At 29.5% G+C, this 26,523-nt stretch carries 23 protein-coding genes; 18 read left to right on the forward strand and 5 right to left on the reverse strand.

What is annotated here, in order from left to right:
- Positions 1-182: 182 nt before the first annotated feature.
- Positions 183-1,076, reverse strand: a complete 894-nt coding sequence (locus tag AC2GW8_RS14260) for a Brp/Blh family beta-carotene 15,15'-dioxygenase (protein WP_440880545.1) — start codon at positions 1,074-1,076, stop codon at positions 183-185.
- 89 nt (positions 1,077-1,165) lie between these two features.
- Between AC2GW8_RS14260 and AC2GW8_RS14265 the strand changes: the two genes are divergently transcribed.
- The gene (locus AC2GW8_RS14265; protein WP_440880546.1) at positions 1,166-1,885 is read left to right on the forward strand and encodes a bacteriorhodopsin-like; all 720 of its coding nucleotides are present in this window, start codon (positions 1,166-1,168) and stop codon (positions 1,883-1,885) included.
- A gap of 79 nt (positions 1,886-1,964) precedes the next feature.
- Here AC2GW8_RS14265 and AC2GW8_RS14270 read toward each other — a convergent pair whose 3' ends face one another.
- On the reverse strand, positions 1,965-3,392 hold the full coding sequence (locus AC2GW8_RS14270; protein ID WP_440880547.1) for an L-serine ammonia-lyase: 1,428 nt from the start codon (positions 3,390-3,392) through the stop codon (positions 1,965-1,967).
- An 88-nt stretch (positions 3,393-3,480) separates the two neighbouring features.
- Positions 3,481-3,822: a DUF2853 family protein gene (locus AC2GW8_RS14275; RefSeq protein WP_440880548.1), complete on the reverse strand. Its 342-nt coding sequence runs from the start codon at positions 3,820-3,822 to the stop codon at positions 3,481-3,483.
- A 619-nt stretch (positions 3,823-4,441) separates the two neighbouring features.
- On the opposite strand from AC2GW8_RS14275, the gene AC2GW8_RS14280 reads away from it, so the two are divergent.
- From AC2GW8_RS14280 to AC2GW8_RS14345, 14 genes are all read left to right on the forward strand, one after another.
- Positions 4,442-5,812, forward strand: coding sequence for a tetratricopeptide repeat protein (locus tag AC2GW8_RS14280; RefSeq protein ID WP_440880549.1), 1,371 nt, complete (start codon positions 4,442-4,444; stop codon positions 5,810-5,812).
- Between the two features lie 463 nt (positions 5,813-6,275).
- Complete coding sequence (locus tag AC2GW8_RS14285; RefSeq protein WP_440880550.1) at positions 6,276-6,674, forward strand: VOC family protein; 399 nt, start codon at positions 6,276-6,278, stop codon at positions 6,672-6,674.
- Positions 6,675-7,221: 547 nt separating this feature from the next.
- Positions 7,222-7,707, forward strand: a complete 486-nt coding sequence (locus AC2GW8_RS14290; protein WP_440880551.1) for a cupin domain-containing protein — start codon at positions 7,222-7,224, stop codon at positions 7,705-7,707.
- 627 nt (positions 7,708-8,334) lie between these two features.
- The gene (locus AC2GW8_RS14295; protein WP_440880552.1) at positions 8,335-9,090 is read left to right on the forward strand and encodes a hypothetical protein; all 756 of its coding nucleotides are present in this window, start codon (positions 8,335-8,337) and stop codon (positions 9,088-9,090) included.
- 74 nt (positions 9,091-9,164) lie between these two features.
- Positions 9,165-9,698 (forward strand): GNAT family N-acetyltransferase, encoded by a 534-nt coding sequence (locus AC2GW8_RS14300; protein ID WP_440880553.1) that lies wholly within the window; start codon positions 9,165-9,167, stop codon positions 9,696-9,698.
- Positions 9,699-9,910: 212 nt separating this feature from the next.
- Positions 9,911-10,777, forward strand: coding sequence for an alpha/beta hydrolase family protein (locus AC2GW8_RS14305; protein WP_440880554.1), 867 nt, complete (start codon positions 9,911-9,913; stop codon positions 10,775-10,777).
- A 100-nt stretch (positions 10,778-10,877) separates the two neighbouring features.
- Positions 10,878-11,888, forward strand: a complete 1,011-nt coding sequence (locus AC2GW8_RS14310) for an FAD:protein FMN transferase (RefSeq protein WP_440880555.1) — start codon at positions 10,878-10,880, stop codon at positions 11,886-11,888.
- 421 nt (positions 11,889-12,309) lie between these two features.
- Positions 12,310-12,645: a DUF2834 domain-containing protein gene (locus tag AC2GW8_RS14315; protein ID WP_440880556.1), complete on the forward strand. Its 336-nt coding sequence runs from the start codon at positions 12,310-12,312 to the stop codon at positions 12,643-12,645.
- 363 nt (positions 12,646-13,008) lie between these two features.
- Positions 13,009-14,229, forward strand: a complete 1,221-nt coding sequence (locus tag AC2GW8_RS14320) for a DNA cytosine methyltransferase (RefSeq protein ID WP_440880557.1) — start codon at positions 13,009-13,011, stop codon at positions 14,227-14,229.
- On the forward strand, positions 14,226-15,356 hold the full coding sequence (locus tag AC2GW8_RS14325) for a phospholipase D-like domain-containing protein (RefSeq protein WP_440880558.1): 1,131 nt from the start codon (positions 14,226-14,228) through the stop codon (positions 15,354-15,356). The genes AC2GW8_RS14320 and AC2GW8_RS14325 overlap by 4 nt, the downstream gene beginning before the upstream one ends.
- Positions 15,357-15,787: 431 nt before the next feature.
- On the forward strand, positions 15,788-16,774 hold the full coding sequence (gene pfkA / locus AC2GW8_RS14330; protein WP_440880559.1) for a 6-phosphofructokinase: 987 nt from the start codon (positions 15,788-15,790) through the stop codon (positions 16,772-16,774).
- A gap of 12 nt (positions 16,775-16,786) precedes the next feature.
- Positions 16,787-17,821 (forward strand): type I glyceraldehyde-3-phosphate dehydrogenase, encoded by a 1,035-nt coding sequence (gene gap, locus AC2GW8_RS14335; RefSeq protein WP_440880560.1) that lies wholly within the window; start codon positions 16,787-16,789, stop codon positions 17,819-17,821.
- A gap of 166 nt (positions 17,822-17,987) precedes the next feature.
- Positions 17,988-18,980 (forward strand): type I glyceraldehyde-3-phosphate dehydrogenase, encoded by a 993-nt coding sequence (gene gap, locus AC2GW8_RS14340; protein WP_440880561.1) that lies wholly within the window; start codon positions 17,988-17,990, stop codon positions 18,978-18,980.
- Positions 18,981-19,027: 47 nt separating this feature from the next.
- A complete protein-coding gene (locus tag AC2GW8_RS14345; RefSeq protein WP_440882223.1) occupies positions 19,028-19,390 on the forward strand; it encodes a methylglyoxal synthase in 363 nt (120 codons plus the stop codon).
- Positions 19,391-19,498: 108 nt separating this feature from the next.
- On the opposite strand, the gene AC2GW8_RS14350 is transcribed toward AC2GW8_RS14345, so the two are convergent.
- Positions 19,499-19,879, reverse strand: a complete 381-nt coding sequence (locus AC2GW8_RS14350) for a Rid family detoxifying hydrolase (RefSeq protein WP_440880562.1) — start codon at positions 19,877-19,879, stop codon at positions 19,499-19,501.
- Between the two features lie 128 nt (positions 19,880-20,007).
- Positions 20,008-22,629, reverse strand: coding sequence for a putative LPS assembly protein LptD (locus AC2GW8_RS14355; protein WP_440880563.1), 2,622 nt, complete (start codon positions 22,627-22,629; stop codon positions 20,008-20,010).
- Positions 22,630-22,791: 162 nt separating this feature from the next.
- Between AC2GW8_RS14355 and AC2GW8_RS14360 the strand changes: the two genes are divergently transcribed.
- From AC2GW8_RS14360 to AC2GW8_RS14370, 3 genes are all read left to right on the forward strand, one after another.
- Positions 22,792-24,003, forward strand: a complete 1,212-nt coding sequence (locus tag AC2GW8_RS14360) for an N-acetylmuramoyl-L-alanine amidase family protein (protein WP_440880564.1) — start codon at positions 22,792-22,794, stop codon at positions 24,001-24,003.
- A gap of 65 nt (positions 24,004-24,068) precedes the next feature.
- Positions 24,069-25,019, forward strand: coding sequence for an MlaD family protein (locus tag AC2GW8_RS14365; RefSeq protein ID WP_440880565.1), 951 nt, complete (start codon positions 24,069-24,071; stop codon positions 25,017-25,019).
- Positions 25,020-25,188: 169 nt separating this feature from the next.
- Positions 25,189-26,505 carry a 4Fe-4S dicluster domain-containing protein gene (locus tag AC2GW8_RS14370; protein ID WP_440880566.1) on the forward strand — a complete coding sequence of 439 codons (1,317 nt, stop codon included), beginning with the start codon at positions 25,189-25,191 and terminating at the stop codon, positions 26,503-26,505.
- The last annotated feature ends 18 nt before the right edge of the window (positions 26,506-26,523 follow it).

A 26,523-nucleotide genomic window follows, 5' to 3' on the forward strand; every position in this document is an offset into this window, starting at 1 on the left:
AAGTAGAGGTGTTTAAATATAAAGATCATAAGCTCTTTTAAATAAATTTGCTTTAATAGGTAATTGAAAATCTAAAAAATGGCTCATACCTGTTACGATGTTAATATCCATAATTTTAAAACCTTGTATTTAAATAAATAATCATTTAATTAAAAATGTAATTATAACTAGCTTATGAGAATCTACGATTTCCTACTTCTATTTTTGAAGTAGGAGTTCATTATATTTATTATGAAAATATGAGGTATTGATATAATAAAAAGAATCGCAAAAATAAAGCTATTGAATAAAATGCTTTCTTTTAAATAGATAAAAGAAAGTGTTACAAGAAAGAGGCTAATTAGCCATAACAAAGAAGATTTTTTGAGGTAGAGTATTACTAATGATTTTGATTTTTTTTTATACAAAAATTCTATTTGATCAAAAATAGAAGGGATGCTATGCCAAATTATAAAATAAATACTAAAACTAACAATAAGAGAGGTAGCTTTAAACAAAATATAAAAAAAAGTGAAATTGAGTATTTCTTCCAATAAAGTTTTATAATCGTTATAAAGAAACCAATTATAAATTAGTATCATCGCATAGCAAAGACCTGAAAGTATTGAGAGAACTGTTATAAAATTAGAACTAACTATAATTGAGAAAAGAGATTCTGATATTGTAGTTACTTCATTTTTTTGATTTAAAAATAAAATTGAAAACAAAAATATTCCATGTAGTATTTGAAGCATGTTTTTTATGTATTTTCCTTCGAAATTTTTGTGGTTGAAATGTTGCTCACCAAAATGATAAGAGCTCAAAAAAATAAATACATAAAATGTAATTTTTTTTAAAAAAATAAAAAAAAGAATTGCTATAATTATAATACTAACGTAGCTTTTTATTCCATTTTTTTTTAAATCACTTTCTTTTTCAAATGAGTCTATTATTTGTAGATCATTACTGCCATGAATTATCCCTAAGGTAAGTATAAAAAAGTAACAAAAAAAATTGATTATTTGTTCTGGAACTAGTGTCATAAACCAAAATAAAAATAAACTAACAAAGATTTTAAAGTGTTGGTTTTGTGTCATTTTTGCTTCTTTTTTTATTAGTGAAATTAATAATTTTTTGTTAAATTAGTTTAGAGTTATTTATTTATTGTTAAACAAAAATATTATTTATGAATACTATACCAAACTTTTTAGCCATTGGTAAAATGGCAACAAACGATTATGTCGGTTTTACATTTTTTGTCGGATGCATGGCAATGATGGCAGCTTCTGTATTTTTCTTCTTTTCAATGAATACTTTTGATAAAAAATGGAGAACTTCTATTTTAGTTTCGGGATTAATTACTTTTATAGCAGCAGTTCATTACTGGTATATGAGAGATTATTGGAGTACGTATGGAGAGTCTCCAACATTTTTTAGATACGTTGATTGGATTTTAACTGTTCCTTTAATGTGTGTCGAATTTTATTTAATACTTAAGGCAGCAGGGGCTAAAAAATCATTGATGTGGCGAATGATTTCTTTATCAATCGTGATGCTTGTTACTGGATATATTGGAGAAGCCGTTAACAGAGATAATGCTCAGATATGGGGATTAATTTCTGGAATAGCTTATTTTGCAATAGCTTATGATATTTGGTTTGGAAATGCTAAAAAGTTAGCATTAACTGCTGGAGATTCTATTTTGACCGCTCATAAAGCTTTATGTTGGTTCGTTTTGGTAGGTTGGGCAATTTATCCACTTGGTTATATGGCGGGTACGCCAGGTTGGTACGATGGATTAAACGGTTTAAGTATGGATGTTATATATAATGTTGGTGATGCCATAAATAAAATAGGCTTTGGGTTGGTTATTTATAATTTAGCTGTTCAGAAGCAAAGTGAATAAAATTAATACGCATGGGATAAACTTATCCCATGCGCAATCTATAAAAAATAGTGGCTATTAATGGTTTTTAAACGGATATCTAACAATCTGCTAACCCTACGGTTACTGCTAGCCCCCCTTCAGAGGTTTCCTTATAATTTCTATTCATGTCTTTTGCTGTTTCCCACATAGTGTCAATAACCTTATCTAATGGAACTAAAGATGATTTTGGGTCTGTTTCAAGTGCTAATTCAGCAGCATTTATTGCTTTAATAGCTCCCATAGCATTTCGTTCAATGCATGGAACTTGGACAAGTCCGCCTATAGGATCACACGTTAATCCTAAGTGATGTTCCATTGCTATTTCAGCAGCTACCAAACATTGCGAAGGAGTACCACCTAATAATTCTGTTAAAGCACCAGCTGCCATTGCTGATGAAACACCAATTTCAGCTTGACATCCTCCCATTGCAGCAGAGATTGTGGCATTTTTTTTAAATATACTTCCAATTTCTCCAGCGACTAGCAAAAACTTTTTAATTTCCTCAAAACTTGCATTGTGATTTTCAATTACAAGGTAGTACATCAACACTGAAGGAATAACACCAGCACTCCCATTAGTTGGGGCTGTGACTACACGTCCTAAAGATGCATTAACTTCATTAACAGCTAAGGCAAAGCAACTTACCCACTTTAAAATTTCTCTAAATTTTACTTCGGTACCTCTAATAGCCTTTATCCACTCTTCTTGATTACTATATATAGATGATTTAATGAGTTTTTTGTGCGTTTCAAAGGCGCGACGTTTGACATTCAGTCCTCCAGGAAGTGTGCCTTCAGTATGACAGCCAATATACATACATTCTAGCATGGTATTCCAAATTTTTTTTAGTTCTGCATCAATTTCTTTTTCAGGTTTTAAAACTAATTCATTCGCTAAAACTATTTCGGATATGTTTTTTTTATTATTGTAGCAATAGCTTTCTAATTCACTTGCTCTATTTATTGGAAAAGGAAAGTTCTTTTTATTAATTAAGTTGCATTCTGAAATATCCGTGCTTTCTTGAATAACAAAGCCCCCTCCAATAGAATAAAAGGTTTCGTTTGAAACGATGGTATTAATTTTAGAGATTGCTGTAAATGTTATTCCATTTGAATGAAAAGGAAGGAACTCTTTATTGAATATTATTTGATCAAAAGAAAAGTTTATAATATTTTCATTGTTAAAATTAAGCTTATTAGTATTTCTTATATCGGCAATAATACGTTTAATGTCTACAATAGGTATGTATTCAGGATCAGTACCACATAAACCTAAAACAACTGCTATGTCGGTGGCATGTCCTTTTCCAGTTAAAGATAAAGATCCGTAAAGGTCAACTTTAATGCTTTTAACACTTTTAATTTGGTTACTTAATTTTAACTTGCTTATCCATTGTTGAGCAGCTCTCCATGGTCCTAGAGTATGAGAGCTGGAGGGTCCCACTCCGATTTTTAGCATGTCAAAAACACTAATAAATTGAGACATAAAAATATGGTTGTTTGTTGATGGCTAAAATAAAAAAATCCTGTATTAATTTTTAATACAGGATTTAATTTTTATTTACTAAAATGTTTTAAAAACCATAAATTGATTGCTTATCAAATTTTTCAGCTAACATGTAATAAACTACGGCTCTATACTTATTTCTTTCAGATTTTCCAATTTTTTCAATAACCTCAGCGATGGCTTCATCTAACTGTGGCCCATCTGATAGTCCCAACTTCTTAATTAAAAAGTTTTTCTTTACTGTTTCAAGCTCTTTTTTATCTGATCCGGATACCGTTTCAGCATCTTTTTTATAAATAGATGGTCCTAGACCTTTAGTTACTGCGTTCAATAAATCAGAATTGACAGAGATACTTTTATTATCCATAAACTTTTTGTACAATTCTACTTTTTCGTCAAACTTACTCATGATTTTTTGTTTAGATATTATATTTATTCATTTGAATATTAATTCTCTCAAATATAGAAAAATAATTGAATCATTCAAATTTCATCTATGAAGCTTCTTCTTTAAAAAACAGACTTTTTCTAATATATTTTAACCAAAAAAAGGAGTGAATACATAAAACTTTAAAACAAGTTAATAGAAAGAAAAATAATATTAAAAAAAATGAATGTTATTAAAAAAATAACTTAACTACACTAAATTAAATAATTTCTATATGAGTAAGTTATACTTGTTTATGTAAATAAAATTCCTTATATTAAGGTGTGTAACTTAAGTTTTTATTGGATAAGTAATAAAAATAACATTTAAGTTTCAATTAAAGCGATATGCGAATATTTGCAAAGGAGCATAAATTGATTTTATCCTTTCATTTTGATAAGGAACCAGAAATCATTAAAAAACCAATGATATTTTTTTCTGAGGCATTTAATTGAATCAGGGCTTAAAAAAAATAATTCTATGTGTAAGTAAGAGAGCAGGTTATTAAAATTGTTAATTACTTTGTTAACAATAAATGTGAAGAAAGGTAGGAAGCTAGCTATGTTGTTGTAATTTTAGATGTTTATCAAAGGAAAAGAATATGCCAGTATCGAAATTTGAATCAATGCTAAAGACAAACGATATTTATTTTTTTGATGCCACAGAGTTCGAAGAAATTATAGAACATTATTTAAATGTAGGAAAGCATTCGTTAGCAAAAAAAGCTGTTAAATTGGGGTTAGAACAGCATCCGACGTCAATACAGTTGAAATTAATGCATATCGAATTGTTGATATTTGATGAAAAGCTTTCACTCGCAACTAAATTACTAGCAGATGTTGAAGCAGTAGAGCCTTATAATGATGAGGTTTTTATTCAAAGAGCAACAATTTTATCTAAGAACCGAAAGCATAAAGAAGCGATATCAATTTTGAAAACATCTCTTGAGTTTGTAAAAGACCCGGAGGATATATGGTCAATGATAGGTATGGAATATTTATACTTAGATGATTATGAAAATGCGCTTTCAAATTTCAAAAAATGTATAGATGCAGATATAGAAGATTATTCGTCTCTTTATAATATTGTGTATTGCTATGATATGCAACAGAACAACAATGGAGCAATTAGATATCTAAATAGATATCTTGAAAAGAACCCTTTTAGTGAAGTAGCATGGCATCAAATAGGTCGTCAGTATTTTGAAATTGGGATGTTTGATGAAGCACTGCAATCTTTTGATTTTGCTGTTATTATAGATGATGCATTTATAGGAGGTTACTTAGAAAAGGCTAAAACACTTGAAAAACTTAAAAGATATCAAGAGGCAATTGATAATTATTTAATTACATTGGAGCTTGATGATCCTACTGCTTATGCCTATATTAGAATAGGAGAATGTTATCAAAAACTTGATAATTTATCTACTGCAATACATTTTTACAAAAAGTCTGTTCATGAAGATCCTCTTTTGGATAGAGGGTGGATGGCACTTGCTGCGGCTTACTACACAAATAAAAATTATCCTAAGTCACTTTATTACATCAATAAAGCAATAAGTATTGATGAATATAATTCGTTGTTTTGGAGAAAATATGGAGACATCAATTTAAAACTTAACTTTTTTGAAGAAGCAGTAAAAGCTTTTTATAAATGTATTGAATTGGAGGATAATGCGATTGAGATTTATGTTGCGCTATCAGATGTATTGTTGTTTCTTGGTGAATATGATGAAGCTCTCACTGTAATGGTAAAGGCAAAAAAGGTATATAAAGAGTTTGCAGAGATAGAATATAGATTATGTGGATTATTTATGGTTTTAGGAAAGGAAGATTATAGTTTAACTCATTTAAAAAATGCTTTAAGTTTAGATTATGAATACCATTTCATATTAAAAGATCTTTTTCCAAGTGAATTTTACCATAAAAAGATACAGGAAATAATTTTACAGTTTAAAAAGGTTATAAAATAAATCAACATAGTACCAAGCTATTTCTTCAATATTCTTTCTCTACATAATAGTAAATATTTGTTGTTAAGTGTTTGGTTTATACAGGTGTTTTTTTGGGGGGGTATCAGAGGTGTTAATTTTTGTTTTTTCGATATTTTCAAATTCATTAGGCAAGTTATCAAAAAAAGTAAATTTATAAATATTTCTTCAATTAATTATGTACGCTAAATTACTCCAAAAATTGAGGAGTTGATTTTGTATACCATTGATTAACAAAAAGAGAGTAACTCTCAGAAAAAGGAGATTGAACAATTGAAAAAGCAAAATTTTAGGATTAAGGATTTAGAAATTTTAGTTCAGAAATTATTAAAGAATAAAAACTAAGCGTAATGACTTATAACAGCGCATAAAACCCATTGAATGTGGTTTATACAAACCGTTATCGTTTTACGTAATGTGAATAAATAAGTACAAATACTGAATTTTGAAAGCGATAATAGGACATATAATATTAAACGTAAAAGATTTTAATGATTCTGAATTGTTCTATGACAAACTCATGATGGAATTGGGATTTAAAATTGATCATATTGACCAAGGTGATTTTGGTAAAATGAAATCATACAAACAAGCCCAGCATAATCTTTGGATAAGATTTGATAATCATAAAGCGAGTGAACCATTTGTTCGAGATGTGGGGCTCGACCACTTGGCCTTTGAGTTAAAAACTGATAATGAAGTCGATAAAGTTTATGAACTTATTAAAAAGCTGAATGTAACTATATCTCGTGAACCAAGAAAATATCCAGAATATACAGGCTCTTATTATGCTTTTTATTTTAGAGATCCAAATGGAATTCCTTTGGAGGTCTATAAACAATGAAATAATTGAATTTAATAAGTAATATTAGAAAAGCACTGTTCACAACAACACCAAAACTGACTTAAAACAATTTTGTGCGAAATTTTTAAAGCACACGCGCTAAAAAGTACCTTTTACGGTGTTTTTTATGCCTAAATTTTGTAAAACTGGCGATCAAAAATCTAAAATTTTTATTGCTAGATGTAAATGTTTGTAAATATTTATGTTACATGAAAATATCATTACAAAGCTCATAAACTCTACAAATAAATCCTTTTTTGATTTGAGTTTTTATTTGTTTATTAATAGATTCGTCTTTTTAAAAAGAAATATAACAGTTGTATATAAATGCTAGTTTGATACAATTCCTGTTTTTCGGAAAAGGAAATAATTTCTTCAAGCTAATTTTTAAGTAGCTGTAACAAAAAATTAAGACTAAAAATCAAAGATATTAACAGTTGGTCTTTAAAATGATATAAAAATATTAGTCAGAATTATGCATATTACACTTCGTATTCAAAAAATTTCAATACTTATACTCTTGAGTATATTTAGTTATAGTTGCAAAATGAATAATAAAAAATCCCTCCCAAGAAATAATGAAAATTCTAACAACCTAATACATGTAAAATCTGAGCAAGGTGAAGAATGGAATGTTTTGGGAGTAAAGATTGTTGGAAAAATTTTAAGTAGTCAAACAAATGATGAGTACTCAGTTATTATTTCCGAAACACCGCCTAATCAAGGCCCCCCTCTCCATGTTCATAAAAATGAAGACGAACTTTTTTATATTTTGAAAGGTAATTACGTGTTTAATTGTGGTAGTGAAAAAATTGAAGCAAAGGAAGGTGATTTTATTAAATTGCCGAGAGGCATACCCCATACTTTTGTAAATATGGATAGCGTTGTAGGTATTACTATGAATACTATTACTCCGGGTGGATTTGAAAATTTTTTTAATGAAATCTCAAAAGAATCAAAAGAGAATAAACTGACAAAAAATAAAATTGATTCCATAGCAAATAAATATGGAGTTTCCTTTGTGAAACGTTAACTGTATCTAACAAAGTATAAAAAAATAAGAGTTAAGTTCTAAATCCAACAAGTAAGTACGTTTTAGCCTATACTATTCTTATACAAAACGCCAAAAACACACGTGTCGAAAAGCACCTTTTAGGATGTTTTTTTATGCCTAGATTTTAGTGAAACTGGTGATCAAAAATTGAAAATTTTTATTGTTAGATTTAAATATTTGTAAACGTTTATATTTGCAACTGAAATATATAATTGTGTATATCCGCTAGTTCTACTTCAATAAAAATAGAAAGTGAAACGAATAATATTATCAGTTTTAATTCTTGTAAGCTAACAAACTTTATATGCCTGTAAATGTGTATCTAATTCACTGAAAATAGAAATAGAAAATTCTTCTGAAATATTTAAAGGTACAGTATTGGAGTTTAAAGAAGTAAATGACGGATACATTTATAAATTCAAAGTTGAAAAAGTATGGAAAGGTAATAAAGAGGAAATCAAAAATATTAAAATGTGATTTGGAGGAGGAGATTTTAGATAGTATTCGTTGAAACCAAAAACAGATAATTTTTATTTACATTTGGTAAAAAATCGCAACAAACCATACCCAAAACGTTACAAACAATTTGAAAGCAAAATTAATAATATGAAAAAGCATTTTTTAATAAGCACATTTTTATTCTTAATACTAGGATGTTCATCGATTGAAGATTCGATTGAGCCTTCTACAGAAAAAAAATACTATGTAAAAAAAAATACAACAGAAATAGGGGGTGATATTCAGGTGTTTGAGTACAGGTTTGATTTAAATTTTAGACCAATTGAATTTTTTAAAAATAACTCTAGTTACTTTAAAATAATATATTCAAATGCAAGAGTAGATAAAATAATAAGTAGCTATGATAATAGTTATTTTAGTATTTTTGAGTATGAGAATAATAAACTTACAAATATAAAGTCTTACGAGAATAATTCTCATTTTAAAAATACTTCTTATACCTACGATCAATATAATAGAGTAAAAAAAATAGAAGAATGTAATATTTCTTCAGATCTATGTGAAAAGTATGAATTTGAATATAATTTATTGGGAAATATAACTAAATGGAAATCTCTTTCTGGTAATTCAAATAACTACGAGATTAATTGGGAATTGAATAATCTTTCGTTTGATGTAATGAAACATCCATTTCTAAATTTTGATGACGATTTTAAATTGTATTTATTAATAAATAATAATTCCGTGAATATTAATAATGTAATTAAAAATAAAAGAGCTGAAGAAACGAATAAATATATTTACGAATATAATGAAGATGGCTATCCAATAAAAGTTCAGAGATATAATGTAGATAATACTCTCATATCTACTGATTTTATAGAGTATGAAATTCAAGAATGAACCTGTTTATAACACCACCCAAACTGCATTAAAACGCAGCTTATTTAAACCGTCATCACACATTAAAAAACTAAATGGAGAATTACACATTTAAATCTGAAAGATTAGGATTTAGAAATTGGACAGAGCAAGATAAATTTAAAATGGGACTAATTAACTCTGCCCCAAAAGTAATGGAGCATTTCCCAACTATTCCAACACAAAAACAGACTGATGAATTCATTGACCGAATGAAAAGTCAATTTTCTGAAAATGGATTCTGTTATTTTGCGGTTGACAAACTTGAAAATAATGAATTTATAGGCTTTATTGGAATTGCCAAACAGACATTTGAATCTGATTTCACCCCTTGCGTAGATATTGGTTGGAGATTAGCTGAAGCAGAGTGGGGAAAAGGTTTTGCTACAGAAGGCGCAAAGAAATGTCTTGAATATGCATTTGATGAATTAGGACTGAAAAACATTAAATCAATCTGTCCTAAGGTAAATGACAAGTCGGAAAAAGTTATGAAAAAAATAGGAATGAAAAAGATTAAAAATTTTAATCATCCTCTACTTTCTGAATTCACGAAATTAGAAGAGTGTGTATTATATGAAATTAAAAAATAACGTATGGTAATAAAGTATATAGTTAATTGCGACTCCTTGTCAAACTAAAGGTAAGTGATTTTTTATAAAGTTAGTGTTTAGCTGAAAAAAATGTACATTTAAAGACGCAACTAACCATACACAAAACGTTGTAGGCAATACGACAGGATTATGAAGAAAATTATATAATGAAATTAACAAATCGACTCTTATTATTAATCCTAATTGTAACTATGAACAGTTGCAATAAATCAGTCAAACAAAAAAAAATAACATCTACTCAAGAAAAAATTCAATCGATTGATTCTATAAAAACAGAAAATGTAACTTTTGAAAGTGAAGGGGTTAAATTGGCGGGTACAATTTATACTCCTAATCATCCACATTCAGCAGTCGTCATTGTTCACGGTTCTGACCAAGTACCTCGAATGACAAAGTTTGCCGAATTTTTAGCCAAGAACGATATTTTAGTATTTACTTATGATAAACGTGGGGTTGGAGAATCTGGTGGAGTTTATGCAGGACCAGAGGTAGGAACGAATAATATTAGTGTTGAAAATATAATTCTATTAGCAAAAGATGCAAGTTCCGCTGTTAATTTAATTCATAGTAAAGAAAAAGATTTACCCATTGGACTTATTGGTGCGAGTCAAGCAGGTTGGATAATTCCCATTGTAGCAAATGAAAATCCATTAGTAGAATTTATGGTTTTAATGAGTAGCCCTACAATAACTACTCTTGAACAATTGAGATTTCAATTCTATACAAATGGGAGAACCGATTTTTGGGATAATCATACAGAAAAAGAAGCACGTAAACATATTAAAAACGACCCCGATAGATTTCAATTTGAGGCTACTGATCCAAAAGAAGTTTTAAGAAAATTATCAATTCCGGGTCTTTGGGTATTTGGAGAAAAAGATATTCAAATTCCTGTAAAAATGTGTATTGAGCATCTCAACGATTTAAAATTAGTGAACAAACCATTTGAGTATGTTTTATTTCCATCATTAGGACATAATACTAATAAGACAGAACCAATAAAAATTTCTGTTAATTGGATAAAACAAAAATCATTGGAAATTAAGAATAACAAATAGAAATAGAACTACTGCTTACAACACCACCTAAACTGCATTAAAATTCAGCTTAGCTAAAACGTTACCAGATATTTGATAAACACATTTAAACACAAAAAAAATGAAACATTTAAGCTTATTCTTGTTGACTCTTTTGCTATTGGGATGTGCAAATAAAAAGGAAAAATTAATAACGCTGAACGGACTTGCTTTTGGAACTACATACAAAATTGAGTATTATAATTTTAACACAGACAATAACATTAAAAAGGGAATTGATTCTGTTGTTATTGCAATTAATAAATCTTTAAGCACTTACCTGCCTGAAAGTGATATATCCAAAATAAACAAAGGAAATACAGCTATAAAGACGGACATCCTTTTTCAGGATGTTTTTATGCTTTCAAAAGAAATACACCTAAAATCCAAAGGTTATTTTGACCCAACTGTTGGAGTTTTAAGAAATGCTTATGGATTTGGAGATACAAAACCGATAAAGTCTATTTCTAAATTTAAACTGGATTCTATGATGAATTATGTTGGGTTCGATAAAGTAGAACTTTTAAAAACTGGCCAAGTCATTAAAGAGAAAAAGAATATCTATCTTGACTTTAATTCGATTGCAAAAGGTTACGCTATAGATAAAATGGCAGAATATATTCAAAGTAATTCGATTGACAATTTTAGAATAGAAGTTGGTGGAGAAATAAAAACTATCGGCAAAAATTTGGCTTATGATATGAATTGGACTATTGGTATTGAAAGAATCGATTCCAAAGTGGATAATAGAAAATCAAGAGCAAGAATAGAATTGATTAACAAATCAATAGCTGGCTCTGGAAATTTCAGAAAAAATAGAGTTGACCCTATTACAAATAAAAAATATGTTCATACAATTAACCCATTAAATGGAAATGCGGAACAAGGGAATGTTTTGAGTTCATATGTAATTGCTAACACTTGTGCAGAGGCAGATGGTTATGCAACTGCATTTATGGCTATGGGAATTGAAAAATCAAAAAAACTTCTTTCCGAATTAAAAGAAATAGATGCTTATTTAGTTTATTCGGACTCTTTAGGGGAAACAAGAGTCTATATTACAAAAGGTTTTAAAAAATTAATTATAAAATAAAAATGAGTAGAAGTAATGTGTTTAAGTTGTTGTTATTGAGTTATTTAACATGGAGTTAAGAAGTGTTTGAAAATTTGGCTTGTGACTCAACCAAAAAATAATCACTAACTTGTAGGCAACAAGCTTTGCACAAAATCGTTGTGCGCCATATAAAACCAAACCGAAATAACAGCGCTGAAAGCAATGAATAGTTGATTTTTGAAACTAAAAATAACTACTCTAAATTGAAATAAAGCTGAAATATTTTATACTTATTTATAAACATAATATGTGTTTTAAAATCGACTCCTAAATCGAAAACTCCAGAAAAATGAGTTTGTAGCGAAAAGGTCTTCTAAATCTTTACCTTTACTCCTACTGTATGTTTTAAGGTAAAAGATGAGAAGAAAATATTTCAAATTATTTATTAAAAAATTAAATTATGTACAATAAAATCTTTTATAGTTTATTAGCTATTTTTTCCGTGTTCTATACGGGATTGTTTTTATGGCTTTTTGTTCCAGCACAAATTTCAAATCCAGATATGATTTTTGCTCTAACATCTGGTTTTGTGAATCCATACTCTTCCGTTTATTCGGCTGACCTATTAGTCTGTTGGGCTATTTTGGCGCTTTGGATTTGGTACGAAGCAAAAGTCCACTCTATAAAACGTGGATGGCTATGTATCCTTTTAGGTTTTGCTCCTGGAGTGGCTGTTGGTTTGAGTGTTTACCTGATTATGCGAAACAGACAGCTTAAAGTTTTGAGAAAGGTTTAAAAACAAACGTACCGAAAAGCACCTTTATTTAGGTGTTTTTTTATGTTCAAGATTTAACAAACGAATTATAAACAGAAGATTTTCCGACACCTTAAAAACGGAAAAAGTTTTTTGACATAATTGTGCTAAGTGAAATAAACGTATAGTAATTTGCAAACAATTGTATTCGGATAAAAAGTGTCCTTAATTTATTTAAGTTGTTGGTTTTAAGGTTTTTTTTAAGTGGTTTAAATCAATGTTATATTGGTTGTGAATATACACAATTGTGTATATCCGTTAGTTACCTACAAAGCAGTAAAAATTCTATCCACAAACTGATTTAGAAATAAAATGATATTTTTGTAAATATAAATAACTTGACCTTTGATAAAAACAAAAAATAGTGTGAGTATTGAAGAATTTGATGGTAAAAACTATCAAATAAAATTTGTTGAGCCAGAAGATAAAGCTGTTATAACTCATTATTTGCGCAATGTTCACAATGGAATTTCTAAACATTACAAAGATGATGCTCTAAAAATTCTGAAAAATTTCGTAAAATACAAACAAGGTGAAAATTATTCAATTGCAGAAGAAGAAGTTTTACAACAATTACTTTTTGAGGTAGAAAATGTTCCATTTCCTACACCCGAAAATTATTCTTTTAAGTTTATTGACCTATTTGCAGGGATTGGCGGTTTTAGAATGGCTCTACAAAACACTGGTGGAAAATGTGTTTATACAAGCGAATGGGAAAAAGCTGCTAAAATAACTTACAGAGAAAATTATGGAGAAATTCCGTTTGGAGATATAACAAAAGAAAGTACAAAAAATTATATTCCTAACGAGTTTGATATTTTATGCGCGGGCTTTCCTTGTCAAGCATTTTCAATTGCCGGAAAAAGAAAAGGTTTTGCGGACACAAGAGGAACTTTATTTTTTGATGTAGAAAAAATTATAGAGAAACACAAACCAAAAGTTGTTTTCCTTGAAAATGTAAAAAACTTAGTTTCACACGATAAAGGAAATACATTTAAAACAATTATTGAAGTTTTAGAAGAAAAATTAAAGTATAAAACTTATAGCTCTGTTTTAAATTCTATGACTCACGCAAATATACCTCAAAATAGAGAACGAATTTTTATTGTTGCTTTTGATCCAAATCAAGTTAAAAATCATTCTAATTTTAAGTTTCCTAAAAAAATAGAATTAACTAAAAACATTCACGATATTTTAGAAAAAGGAAAGCAAGAAGAAAAATATTACTATCCTAAAAATCACAAATACTATCCTGAATTAGAAAAAACAATGACTTCAAAAGACACTGTTTATCAGTGGAGAAGAGTTTATGTTAGAGAAAATAAAAGTAACGTTTGTCCTACTCTAACTGCAAATATGGGAACTGGCGGACATAATGTTCCTTTAATAAAAGACAATTATGGAATTAGAAAGTTAACACCAAGAGAATGTTTTTCTTTTCAAGGTTACCCAAAAAATTATATTTTACCAAACCTTGCGAACAGCAAACTATATATGCAGGCAGGAAATTCTGTAACTACAACTTTAATAGAACGAATTGCGAATGAGATAATGTCAGTTTTATGAAATCATTCGCAGAAATTGACATTGAAAGCAATGGTGACTATTTAAATTTACTTTCAGCGGTTTCTAAATTATCAGGACTTTTTAGTGATAGTGCAATTCCATTGATTAATTATAGAGTTGCTGAAAACATATTTTGTAGAAGTTTTCAAGCCAATAATCTATCTCGTTCAGATACTGCATTTGATGCAGATTATAATTCTATTGGAATTGGTTTAAAGACGTTTATTTCAAAAAATGACAGCAGTACTGAAAAAGTTGCAGAATTTAATAGTCTTTCACGAGATTTAAAAAATTATAAAGGCAAAGAACTTGCTTTAAAATTGGGAGAATATAGAAATGAACGGATTAATTTAGCAAATAGAGTTTATAACATTGATTCTTCTCTTTATCATATTGTTGCAAGACGAAAAAAAGAATTATTACTTTTTGAAACCGATTATAATCAAATTGATATTACAAATATACATTCCGTAAAAAGTAATAAAGCAAGTTTACAATTTGAAGATGGGTATAATTTTTATTCTTTTAATTACTCAAAAAATACTTTATTTAGAAAGTTTATAATACCTCAAAATGTTTTTCGTTTACCAGTCGACATAATCGATGACCCCTATAGTTTACTTCTTGATTTGTTTTCAAGTAACGATTTTAAATCAGCAACAGATAAATTGATAAAAGGAAATAACTATATAGTTTTACCTCTTTATGGAATTAAACAAAAAGAGAGATTTGTTTATGAAAAAAGCGGATTAAATCAATGGAATGCAGGAGGTAGAAAAAGAGATTTTGGCGAAATATATATTCCAATTCCGATAAATATTCATAAATATTATCCTAATTTTTTCCCAGAAAGAGATACTAATTTTAGTTTGCAAATTCCTACAGGAGAAATATTTGAAGCAAAAGTTTGTCAAGAAAACTCTAAAGCATTAATGACAAATCCAAATAAAGCATTATCTGATTGGCTTTTAAGAAAGATTTTACAATTAAAAGAGGGAGAATTAGCAACAATTGAAAAACTAGACAAATTAGGTTTTGATAGTGTGATTATAACTAAAAACGACAAATCTGAGTTTAAAATTGATATAATGAAAACCAATTCTTTTGACAGATTTTGGGAGAAATAAAAAAAGCAAATTAGGTAACAAAATATATTAATTATATATAGGTGTCACAATAGGTGTCAAATTTTATTAATTGAATTACAAGAAATCAATAAATAACCCCTAATAAAATGGATGTAATGTTGGTTTTTAGCGTTTTATTGTAAGGAGTTACTTAATTGTATAAAATCGTAAGAAAATACCTTTGCTATACATAAGATAAAGGATATTTTATTTGTATTTGAAATGTTACGAGAATATTTAATTAACACTCAAAACTGTTATTATGATGCATAATCTATACTAGATTTTGATAAAAAGTGAATTTAATTAATTTTATTGAACTAAGATTTATATGGCTGTTTTATAGGTCTCAATGAGGGGGATAATCGAAAACGATTTCGTTTTTTTAAATAAGACGAAACGAAAAAACAGTTAATTTTGATAAACAAATTATGAGAGAAAAATTAAAAAGAATAGCAGTAATGACATCGGGAGGTGATTCTCCTGGTATGAATGCCGCAATAAGGTCTGTGGTAAGAACGTGTGCTTATTATAAAATAGAATGTATTGGCATATATCGAGGCTATCAAGGGATGATTGAGGGAGATTTCATTAATATGACAGCTAGAAGTGTAAATCATATAATACACAAAGGAGGAACGATATTAAAGTCTGCTCGATCAAAAGAATTTATGACCAAAAAAGGAAGACAAAAAGCCTATAAGAACTTAATAAAACATGATATTAATGCTTTGGTTGTAATTGGAGGAGATGGTACTTTTACAGGAGGAGTTGTTTTTAATAAAGAATTTAAATTTCCTGTTGTTGGTATTCCAGGTACAATTGATAATGATATTTATGGTACTTCTCATACGTTAGGTTATGATACAGCTTTAAATACAGCAATGGAAGCAATAGATAAAATTCGAGACACGGCCTCTTCACATAATAGGTTGTTTATTGTAGAGGTAATGGGAAGAGATGCAGGATTTATTGCTTTAAATGCTGGGGTTGGAGCAGGAGCGGAAGAAATTTTAATTCCAGAAGAAAATTTAGGATTAGATCGAATGTTGGAATCACTTAAAAAGAGTAAAAGCTCAGGTAAATCCTCAAGTATTGTTGTTGTAGCGGAGGGAGACAAGTCAGGTAAAACTGTTTTTGAATTAGCAGATTATGTAGAAGAAAACCTCCCAGAGTACGAGGTGCGAGTTTCGGTTTTAGGGCATATGCAACGTGGAGGTTCACCGTCTTGTTTTGATAGGGTATTAGCAAGTCGTTTAGGTGTTAAAGCTGTTGAATTACTCATTGATGGTAAAACAAATATAATGGTTGGGTTGAAAGACAATCAGGTGGTATCAACAAGTTTAGAAAAAGCAATTAAAGGTATACAGGAAATTAATATGGAACTTTTGAGAGTTTCAGACATAATGACCACATAAAAAAGATATATTATGATAAAAATAGGAATAAATGGATTTGGAAGAATAGGTAGATTGGCTTTTAGATCTGCCATAAAGCGTTCAAATGTTCAAATAATAGCTATTAATGATTTACTAGACGATGTAAATTATTTAGCTTATATGTTAAAATATGACTCAGTACATGGTGAATTTGATGGAGTTGTTGAGGTTGTTGATAATAAACTTTTTGTTAATGGAAAAGAAATTAGAGTCACAGCAGAACGTAATCCAGAAAAATTGAAATGGAATGATGTAGGTGTGGAATACGTTTTAGAATGTACAGGTTTTTTTAAAACTATTGAAAAGGCACAATTACATATCACTGGTGGAGCTAAAAAAGTAATTATTTCTGCTCCATCACCAGATGCACCAATGTTCGTAATGGGGGTGAATAATCATAAGTTAAAAGATAGTGATGTTATTTTTTCTAATGCATCCTGTACCACAAATTGCTTATCACCAATAGCAAAAGTCCTCAACGATAAATTTGGTATTGAAGAAGGGTTAATGACTACAGTGCATGCGACTACAGCAACACAAAAAACTGTCGATGGGCCTTCCTTAAAGGATTGGAGAGGAGGAAGAGCTTCCTTACATAACATAATACCATCTTCCACAGGGGCTGCAAAAGCAGTAGGTAAAGTAATACCTGAATTGGACGGAAAACTTACAGGAATGGCTTTTAGAGTTCCTACTATGGATGTTTCAGTAGTAGACTTAACTGTTAGATTAAAAAATAAAGCGTCTTACGAGGATATAAAACTAGCGATGAAAGAAGCTTCACAAGGAGAAATGAATGGAGTTTTAGGTTACACAGAGGAACTCGTTGTTTCTCAAGACTTCGTTGGTGATACCCGCACTTCCATTTTTGATGCCAATGCAGGAATTGCACTATCTGAGAATTTTATTAAGGTTGTTTCATGGTATGATAACGAAGTGGGGTATGCAACTAAACTAGTAGACTTAGCAGAGTACTCGGCATCATTATCAAATGTAGAAAAAATAGAATTTTCTTCTTCATTATAAACGAATATTATAAATCTGTTCAAAACTTTTAGGAATTCTATTGTAACCAGTTTTTTTGTACTAATATGGCTTATATTTGTACTCCTTAGTAGGTAAGGTTTAATAATTTTTAAATCTTGTTTACCGGATTATTTGAAAGTTTTAATATGATAAATTAAAAAGGGACATGATAAAAGTAGGGATCAATGGTTTTGGTAGAATCGGAAGAATTGCTTTTCGTTCTGCTGTGATGAGAGAAAATATCCAAATTGTAGCAATAAATGATTTACTTGATGTAGATTATTTAGCTTACTTGTTGAAGTATGATTCAGTACACGGTCGATTTCCTGGCACAATAAGCGTGAAAGAAGGAAATTTAGTTGTAAACGGACAAGAAATTCGAGTTACTGCTGAAAAAAAACCTGAAAATTTAAGGTGGAATGAAGTTAATGTTGATTATGTGATCGAATCTACAGGCTTTTTTACTGATAAAGACAAGGCAGCACTTCACATTAAAGCAGGAGCTAAAAAAGTTATTATTTCAGCACCATCCAAGGATGCGAATATGTATGTAATGGGTGTCAATCATCAAAAATTGACAGCCGATGAAATAGTTTTTTCAAACGCATCTTGTACTACAAACTGTTTGGCACCTGTAACCAAAATAATTAATGATGAATTTGGTTTCAAGGAAGGGCTTATGACCACTGTTCATGCGGCTACATCTACTCAGAATGTAGTTGATGGACCGAATAAAAAATGGAGAAGAGGTCGTACAGTAGTAAATAATATTATACCAACAAGTACAGGAGCAGCAAAAGCTGTTACGAAAGTTATACCTGAGTTAAAAGGAAAATTAACAGGTATGGCTGTTAGAGTACCTGTTCCAGATGTGTCTTTAATTGACTTAACTTTTAGAACAGAAAAGAAAACATCTTTAAAAGAAATATTAGCTGCTTTTAAAAGAGCTTCTATTGGAGATTATAAAGGAATAATAGGATACACGACTGACGAAGTCGTTTCTCAGGATTTCGTCTCTGAACCTAGGACATCAGTAATTGATGCAGACGCTTCTTTAGAGCTAAATGATAATTTTTTTAAAGTAATTTCTTGGTATGACAATGAATTCGGTTACGCAACTAAAATAGTCGATTTGTTGTTATATTCGGCAAGTTTATAAACTAAAACATTAATTTTCCCGTTTTAATGCGGGATTTTTTATATTACATGGAAATTGCAATAATAGCACATAATGGTAAAAAAGAAGAGATGTTAAAATTTTTAGATGAAAATAGAAGCATTTTACTTAATAAAAAAGTTGATTTAATAGCTACGGGAACAACAGGTGCAATAGCTGAAAAATCTGGTTTTAATGTCAGGAAATTTTTATCAGGTCCTTATGGAGGCGATGCGCAAATTGCAGGTAGGGTAGCAGAAGGAATATGCCAAATGGTACTTTTTTTTAGAGATCCCCATGAAAAACACCCTCACGAACCAGATATTTCAATGCTTATGCGCTTATGTGATGTTCACAATGTTCCATTGGCTACAAACCCATCAACAGCAAAATTGTTAGTTAGAGCAATTTGACTTTCATTATGAATATATATATAAAATATTAAGAACTAAAAGTTCCTAATATTTTATTACAAAATAAACGTAAAAATTTATGATTTTAGTTTGCTATTGAAAATATAATTATTTAATAGCAATCATGCTAATCTCTACATTTACAAATTTAGGTAAATTAGCTACTTCTACAGTTTCTCTAGCTGGAGCAGTATTATCACTAAAATACTCTCCGTATACTAAGTTTATTTTTGAAAAATTATTCATATCAGAAATAAAAATTGATGTTTTTACAACATCTTCAAAAGTCATACCTGCTGCAGCTAAAACTTCTCTCATATTTTCCATAACTTGTTTAGTTTCTTCTTCAATTGATGATAAAACTAATTCACCAGACGTAGGATCAATAGCTATTTGACCAGAGGTATATAGGGTATTACCTTTCAATATAGCTTGATTATAGGGACCTATTGGCTCTGGGGCTTTTGTTGTTGTTATAATTTCTTTCATAAGATTGAATCATTTATTAATAAGTTATCAATATTAGATTGTAATAATAATTAAAATTATTTAATTACTGATTTTGATATGTTTTAATTAAGAAAGTCAGAATTAAATATTATAAAATGATTTTTGGTTTAGAATAAAACTCTATCTGGTGGTTTATTTTTATCCCATTTTAAATCACTCATAACCGATGATTTTACCCCAATGAAAAAATAATAAGCCGTATTTCTACCAAATGGTGTCCAATTAAAGTTAAATCTCCAGCTATCAAGGTCTCTAGAAAAACCTAACCTTGTAAAAGTAAAGGCATCATTTTTTATATCGTATCCAGAAGAGAAATCGACTTTCCATTTGGGAGATAATTCAAGGTTACCACTAAACATCAAAGAATTATTTCCAATACCGCTAGTTATTCCATTACTGGAATAGTTCATAGCATAAACTAGGTTTAAACTCCAAGGAATTTTTGAATTATATAATTTTGAAACTTTTGTTTTAGAAATATTGTTGCTATTAGTTCTCGTTTCGTTTACAAAAGCATTGCTGTTAGGTAAGTTTTGACCAAAAACATCAGGTGTATTTTGGGCTCCGTTACCATTGTTTTTTGAGTCGTCTTTTTCATCTTTTTCGAAATCTTGACTGGATATGGAGTAATTAGCTGTAACACCAACATTGGTTACACGGAAAATAGATGCGTTAAATTTGTTAATTCTAGTTCCTCTGTCATTTACTTGGTAGGGATCGAGTGTTGCATTTAAGTTTAAGGCTAATTTATCTTTGAACAACCTTGTACCCGCATTTGCACTAACAGGACTCCATTTTAAGCTATCTGCGGCAATATTATAACTTGTACTAAAGTTTAGGTTATTTAAAATGGTTACTTTTTTTAATTCTTCTTCACTATCTGGATCTTTTGGAGCAACCTTAGCTTCAATAACATTATTGATGGAAATTCCTATGGAATTGGAAATACCACTACTTGGTGCTCCATAGATACCGCCTTCAAAAGGAGTGTAGGTAAGTATATCATTAGGGTCACTACTGTTTTGGACTGTTAGTTCGTGTGCCTCTGCAAAATTGGGACGGTAACTATAAGAAATTGAAGGTCTAATAGTATGTCTAATGGCTTTTAATCGTCCTTTTTTAAAATTAAACGTTCCATAGATATTAGTTGACAGTGATGCTCCAAAATTATAATCATGAAACCTTGTAAATCCATTAATTGTATCATTTACTACAGCACCTTGATTTCCTTGACTATTTATTACATTAGAATCATATCTCTTATGAATACTTTTAAAATACCAAACATCTTTATAACTAACTGAAGGAGATATAGTGAAATATTTAAGAGCTTTTAAATTGGTATTAGTACTTAAGTTGTGTTGAATACCAGATTTGGCTTCTCTAAACATTTTTTTACTCAGGAATTCTTCATCTGTTGTGGTGATACTATATTGGCTGCTCATACTATAGTTTAACCCCATTTTTTGAATAGGATTATTTTTGATTCCTCCTTTACCTGTAAATGGATAAATCCTATCCATATTTACTTGCAGTGATGGAAAAGTCATCGAAATGCTGTTGTTATTTGTATTTTGCTGATGTGTAGCTGTCACATTCATATTAAAGGGTGTTCCTACAAAGTTTTTGTAATACGAAATAGATGAGCTTAATGTATTTGTTAGCCTTTGAGAATTATTAAATTCATTCAAAGATTGACTATAGTATTGACTACTTCCTAAATTAACAGAGGCTGAAAATCGGGAGTTTGGACTTGCTTTTGAATCTTGACTATGACTCCATTGAATATTAAAGTTTGATGATTTGTTGTAATTACTTAAACCTCTTATTCCTTGAATAATATTCTCAAATCTTACACTAAAATTACCACTAAATTTGTAACGCACGTAGTAATTCGAATCAGTTCGTAATCCCCAGCTCCCATTTGTGTAAATATCACCTAGAGCAGTCAGGTCAAAATAATCATTTATAGCGAAATAATATCCTCCATTTTGTAGAAAAAACCCTTGACTATTACTATCTCCCCAAGTAGGAATTATAAAGCCAGAACTTCTTTTATCTGTGAGGGGAAAATAAGCAAAAGGTAAGTATAAAGGGGTTGGAACATCTGCAAGTACTAAATGACTTCCTCCCACAATAATTTTTTTACCAGGGACAAGTTTTGCTTTGTTAGTAGCTATATAATAATCAGGAATTTCTTTCTGAGATGTAGTGAAACGTAATTTACGCATATAAATTGTAGAATCATTAACTCGCTTTGTTTTGGTTCCGTAAGTAATTATTTCATCTTGAATTGTTTTTACCCCATAAATTAAGGCTTTTTTAGTTTTAAAATTAAAAATAATAGAGTCCTGTTCACTTTCTTGTTCTCCTTGCTTAAACTGAGGAATCTGATGATATCCTAGGCTATCTTTAATTCCCTTGGCATAAACAGTATTGTTTTTGTAATCTAAAATTATTATTCCAGCTTTTAAATCTATATCAGTATATGTGACTCTTGCCTCATTGTACAGTGTAATAGTTTTGTTTTTTGCGTTTTGGATAGTGTAGTCTTTAGCATCATGTGTAATGATCCCGTCAATAACTTCTTTGGGTTTTGTAATGGAATCATTTGAAATAGAATCATTTGAATTAAGTAGCTTTTTTTCTAACTTTTTTTTATTTAAAGTATCATTTCGTTTATCTAATGAAGTTGCCTTTTTTAGCTGTAAAGTATCTTTAATACTCAAATTTTGAGAGTAACAAAGATGAATACTAAAGAAACTTAAAAATAAAACTATGTTAGTTAGATTTGTTCGCAATACTATAAATACTATTTTTGTGTTAAATTAAATTTTGGTCTTTTATTTGATTATCCAAATTCGAACGCCAAAATTACTTAAAAATAATTGATGAGAATCTTAAAATGTGGTAAATATATTATCAAAAAGTTAACTTTTACACTTTTTTTGATATTTACCTTTTCTTTGGGAATAAAAACAATAAGCGCGCAAAAAAAATTTACTATTGTTCTGGATGCAGGTCATGGTGGTAAAGATTATGGGGCGTCAAGAGGTGGTTATGTAGAAAAAAAAATTGCATTAAGTTTAGCTCTGAAAACAGGAGAAATTCTAAAAAAAGAAAAAGATTTAGATGTAATTTTTACTAGAAAAAAAGACGTTTTTATAGAACTCCACAATAGAGCAAGAATAGCAAATGAGAAAAATGCAGATTTATTTGTTTCGATTCATTGTAATGCAAATAAATCAAGTAAACCCCATGGAGCAGAAACCTATGTTTTAGGATTACGAGGCAATAAGGAAAATTTTGAAATTGTAAAGAAAGAAAATGAAGTAATCTTGTTGGAAGATGATTACAAGAAGAATTATGACTACGATCCAAATTCCCCAGAAACAGTTATAGCACTTTCTGTTTTGCAGGAAGAAAACTTAGATTTGAGTTTGGCTTTTGGTGGTTTCGTACAATCGAATTTTAGAGGTATCAAAAGATTTGATAGAAAAGTAAAACAAGCAAATTTTTTGGTTTTGAGAGAAACAGTAATGCCAAGTGTTTTAATTGAATTAGGTTTTATATCCAACAAAATTGAAGGTAAATTTTTGAATTCTAGAACAGGTCAGTATAAAATGGCAAAGGCGATAGCAAGTGCTATTGAAAAATATGTTAAAAGGATCAGAATAAATTCAGTAAAAGAATTGCCAAATATTTCAGTAAATACAAAAGAAACTACAAAAGAAATAATTCGTAATGACACTATTAAAAAAGAAATTTTGAACCATCCGCCAAAGAAAATAAAAGTAGAAAATCAAAATGAGGATACAAAATTAGAAACGATATCGATCAAAAACAAGATATATTTTAGCGTACAGATAGCTGCATCTAAAACTAAGTTGGGGGGTAAGGGTTTGAAATTTAAAGGGTTGAGTGGTGTTAGGACACTTTTTATCGATGGTTACTATAAATATTACTATGGTGAAACTGCTAGTTTTCAAGAGGTTAAAACATTTCAGTCAAATGTAAGAAAGTTAGGGTATAATGGAGCTTTTGTTGTAGCATTCAAGGGAAATAAAAAAATAACCTTAAAAGAGGCTCTCAATTCTTTGTAATTTAGATTAAATCTACATGATAACTACTAAAATAATTACTATTTTCGCTATAAGAATCAATTTGCATGTCTAAAGAATTAAAAACAGGAATAGTTTCAGTAATTATAATCGCTCTATTTATATGGGGGTATAATTTTCTTAAAGGTCAAAATATATTCAATCCTGGATCAAGATATTTTTATGTAGAGTTTGATAACATAAGTGGTTTAAATGAAGCTAGTATCGTTACTATTAATGGTCTGAAAGTAGGTAAAATTTCAAAAATAACGATTAATAACAGTCAAGAAAAAAGAGGTCAACTAATTGTTCGATTTACCATTGAAAATAAATTTAGGTTTGGTAAAAACAGTACTGCAAAAATATATTCAGCTGGTCTAATGGGAGGACAAAATTTATCAATAATACCGGATTATTCAGGAGAAGAGGCTGTCTCAGGAGACTATTTGCAGGGTAAAGTTGAAAAAGACCTTCTGTCTTCATTGAATGATAAATTAACACCAAAGATCGCACATACAATGGAAGGGGTTGATTCTTTGGTTACAGGATTCAACCAAATACTAGATATGAAGTCAAGAGAGAGTTTAAATAGATCTATTCTGAATTTTGAGAAAATTACACTCGATACAAAAAATAGTTTAACATTATTAAACTCAGTGATAAAAAATAGTAAGGAAAATATTGAATCATCAGCTAAGAATGCAAAAAAAATAACAGAAAATTTTTCAAAAATTTCTGAGAATCTAGCGAATTCTAATTTAAGTAAAACAGTTAAAAAACTAGAAACAACTCTAACAAATGTTAATGTTGTTTTAACAGATTTAAAACAAGGAAAGGGGACATTGGGTAAGCTGATGAAGGACGAAACAATGTATATGAATTTAACACATGCGTCAAAAGAACTGGAAGAGCTTTTGAGAGAAATAAAATTAAACCCAAAGCGATTTGTACACTTTTCATTGTTTGGAAAAAAAACTGAGCCATATACAAACAATAGTAAAGGTATAAAAACAAACTAATAGTTTAGTATAAACCAAAACTATGTATAAATTAACAAAACTAATCAATTATAAAATCTTAAGATTTTAGGAGATTATTTTTATCCTATAAAATCTCTTGATGAATATACTGCTTTATTTTTAATTTAATCGTACAATTTGAATTACCACAAATAATAATAAAAAACAAATGGAAAATTACGTGTCAAATATATTTTTTGCAATTACTCTAGTTGTAGGAATAGGATATTTTGTAATGAATGTTCGAAAGCTTATAAGGAATATAAAGCTAGGGAAAGATGTAGACAGAAATGATAGGAAGCCTGAACGATGGAAAAATATGGCCAAAATAGCTTTAGGTCAATATAAAATGGTAAGACGCCCTGTGTCAGGAATATTACATATTGTTGTTTATGCTGGTTTTGTCATAATTAATATAGAAATACTTGAAATTATTATTGATGGTTTATTTGGTACTCACAGGGTATTTCAAAAACCACTTGGAAATAGTATTTACGGTTTTTTAATAGGGACTTTTGAAATATTAGCAGTGCTTGTTCTAGTTGCAGTAATCATATTCTGGTTTCGAAGAAATATAGAAAAGGTGAAACGTTTTTGGAATAAAGAAATGAAAGGATGGCCCAAAAATGACGGAAATATTATTTTATATTTCGAAATAGTTTTAATGTCATTGTTCTTAGTTATGAATGCTACCGATGTAACTTTTCAACAGACAGGTGCAGGTAACGTAATCTCTCAATTTTTGGCTCCTTTATTTCAGGATTTTTCTTCTGATCAATTACATGTTATCGAAAAGGCAACTTGGTGGGTACACATTGTAGGAATACTTATTTTTTTAAATTATTTATACTACTCAAAGCATTTACATATTTTACTTGCTTTTCCAAATACTTTTTATGCAAGTTTAAATCCTAAAGGACAACTAACAAACGTAGATTCAGTTACAAAAGAGGTTAAAATGATGATGGATCCTGATGCAGATCCTTATGCGATGCCCGAGGATAGTGGGGAAGAAGGAGATCCGGAAAAGTTTGGTGCCTCAGAAGTGACTGATTTAAACTGGGTCCAGTTAATGAATTCATATACGTGTACAGAGTGTGGGCGTTGTACTTCTTCCTGTCCAGCTAATTTAACAGGTAAAGAATTGTCACCTCGCGCGATTATGATGAAAACTCGAGATCGTCTAGAAGAAGTTGGTAACAACATAGATCTTAATGGTGGGGAATTCAAACCAGATGGGAAACAATTATTAGATGATTACATCACAAGAGAGGAATTATGGGCTTGTACAAGTTGTAACGCATGTGTTCAGGAATGTCCAATAGGAATAGACCCTTTGTCTATAATTATGGAAATGAGGCGTTATTTAGTAATGGAAGAATCAGCGGCACCACAAGAACTGAATATGATGATGACCAACATTGAAAACAATGGAGCTCCTTGGCAATATAGTCAAATGGATAGATTGAATTGGAAAGATGAGTAATCATTCTAAATTTGATAA

It is taken from the genome of Tenacibaculum profundi (assembly GCF_057162725.1).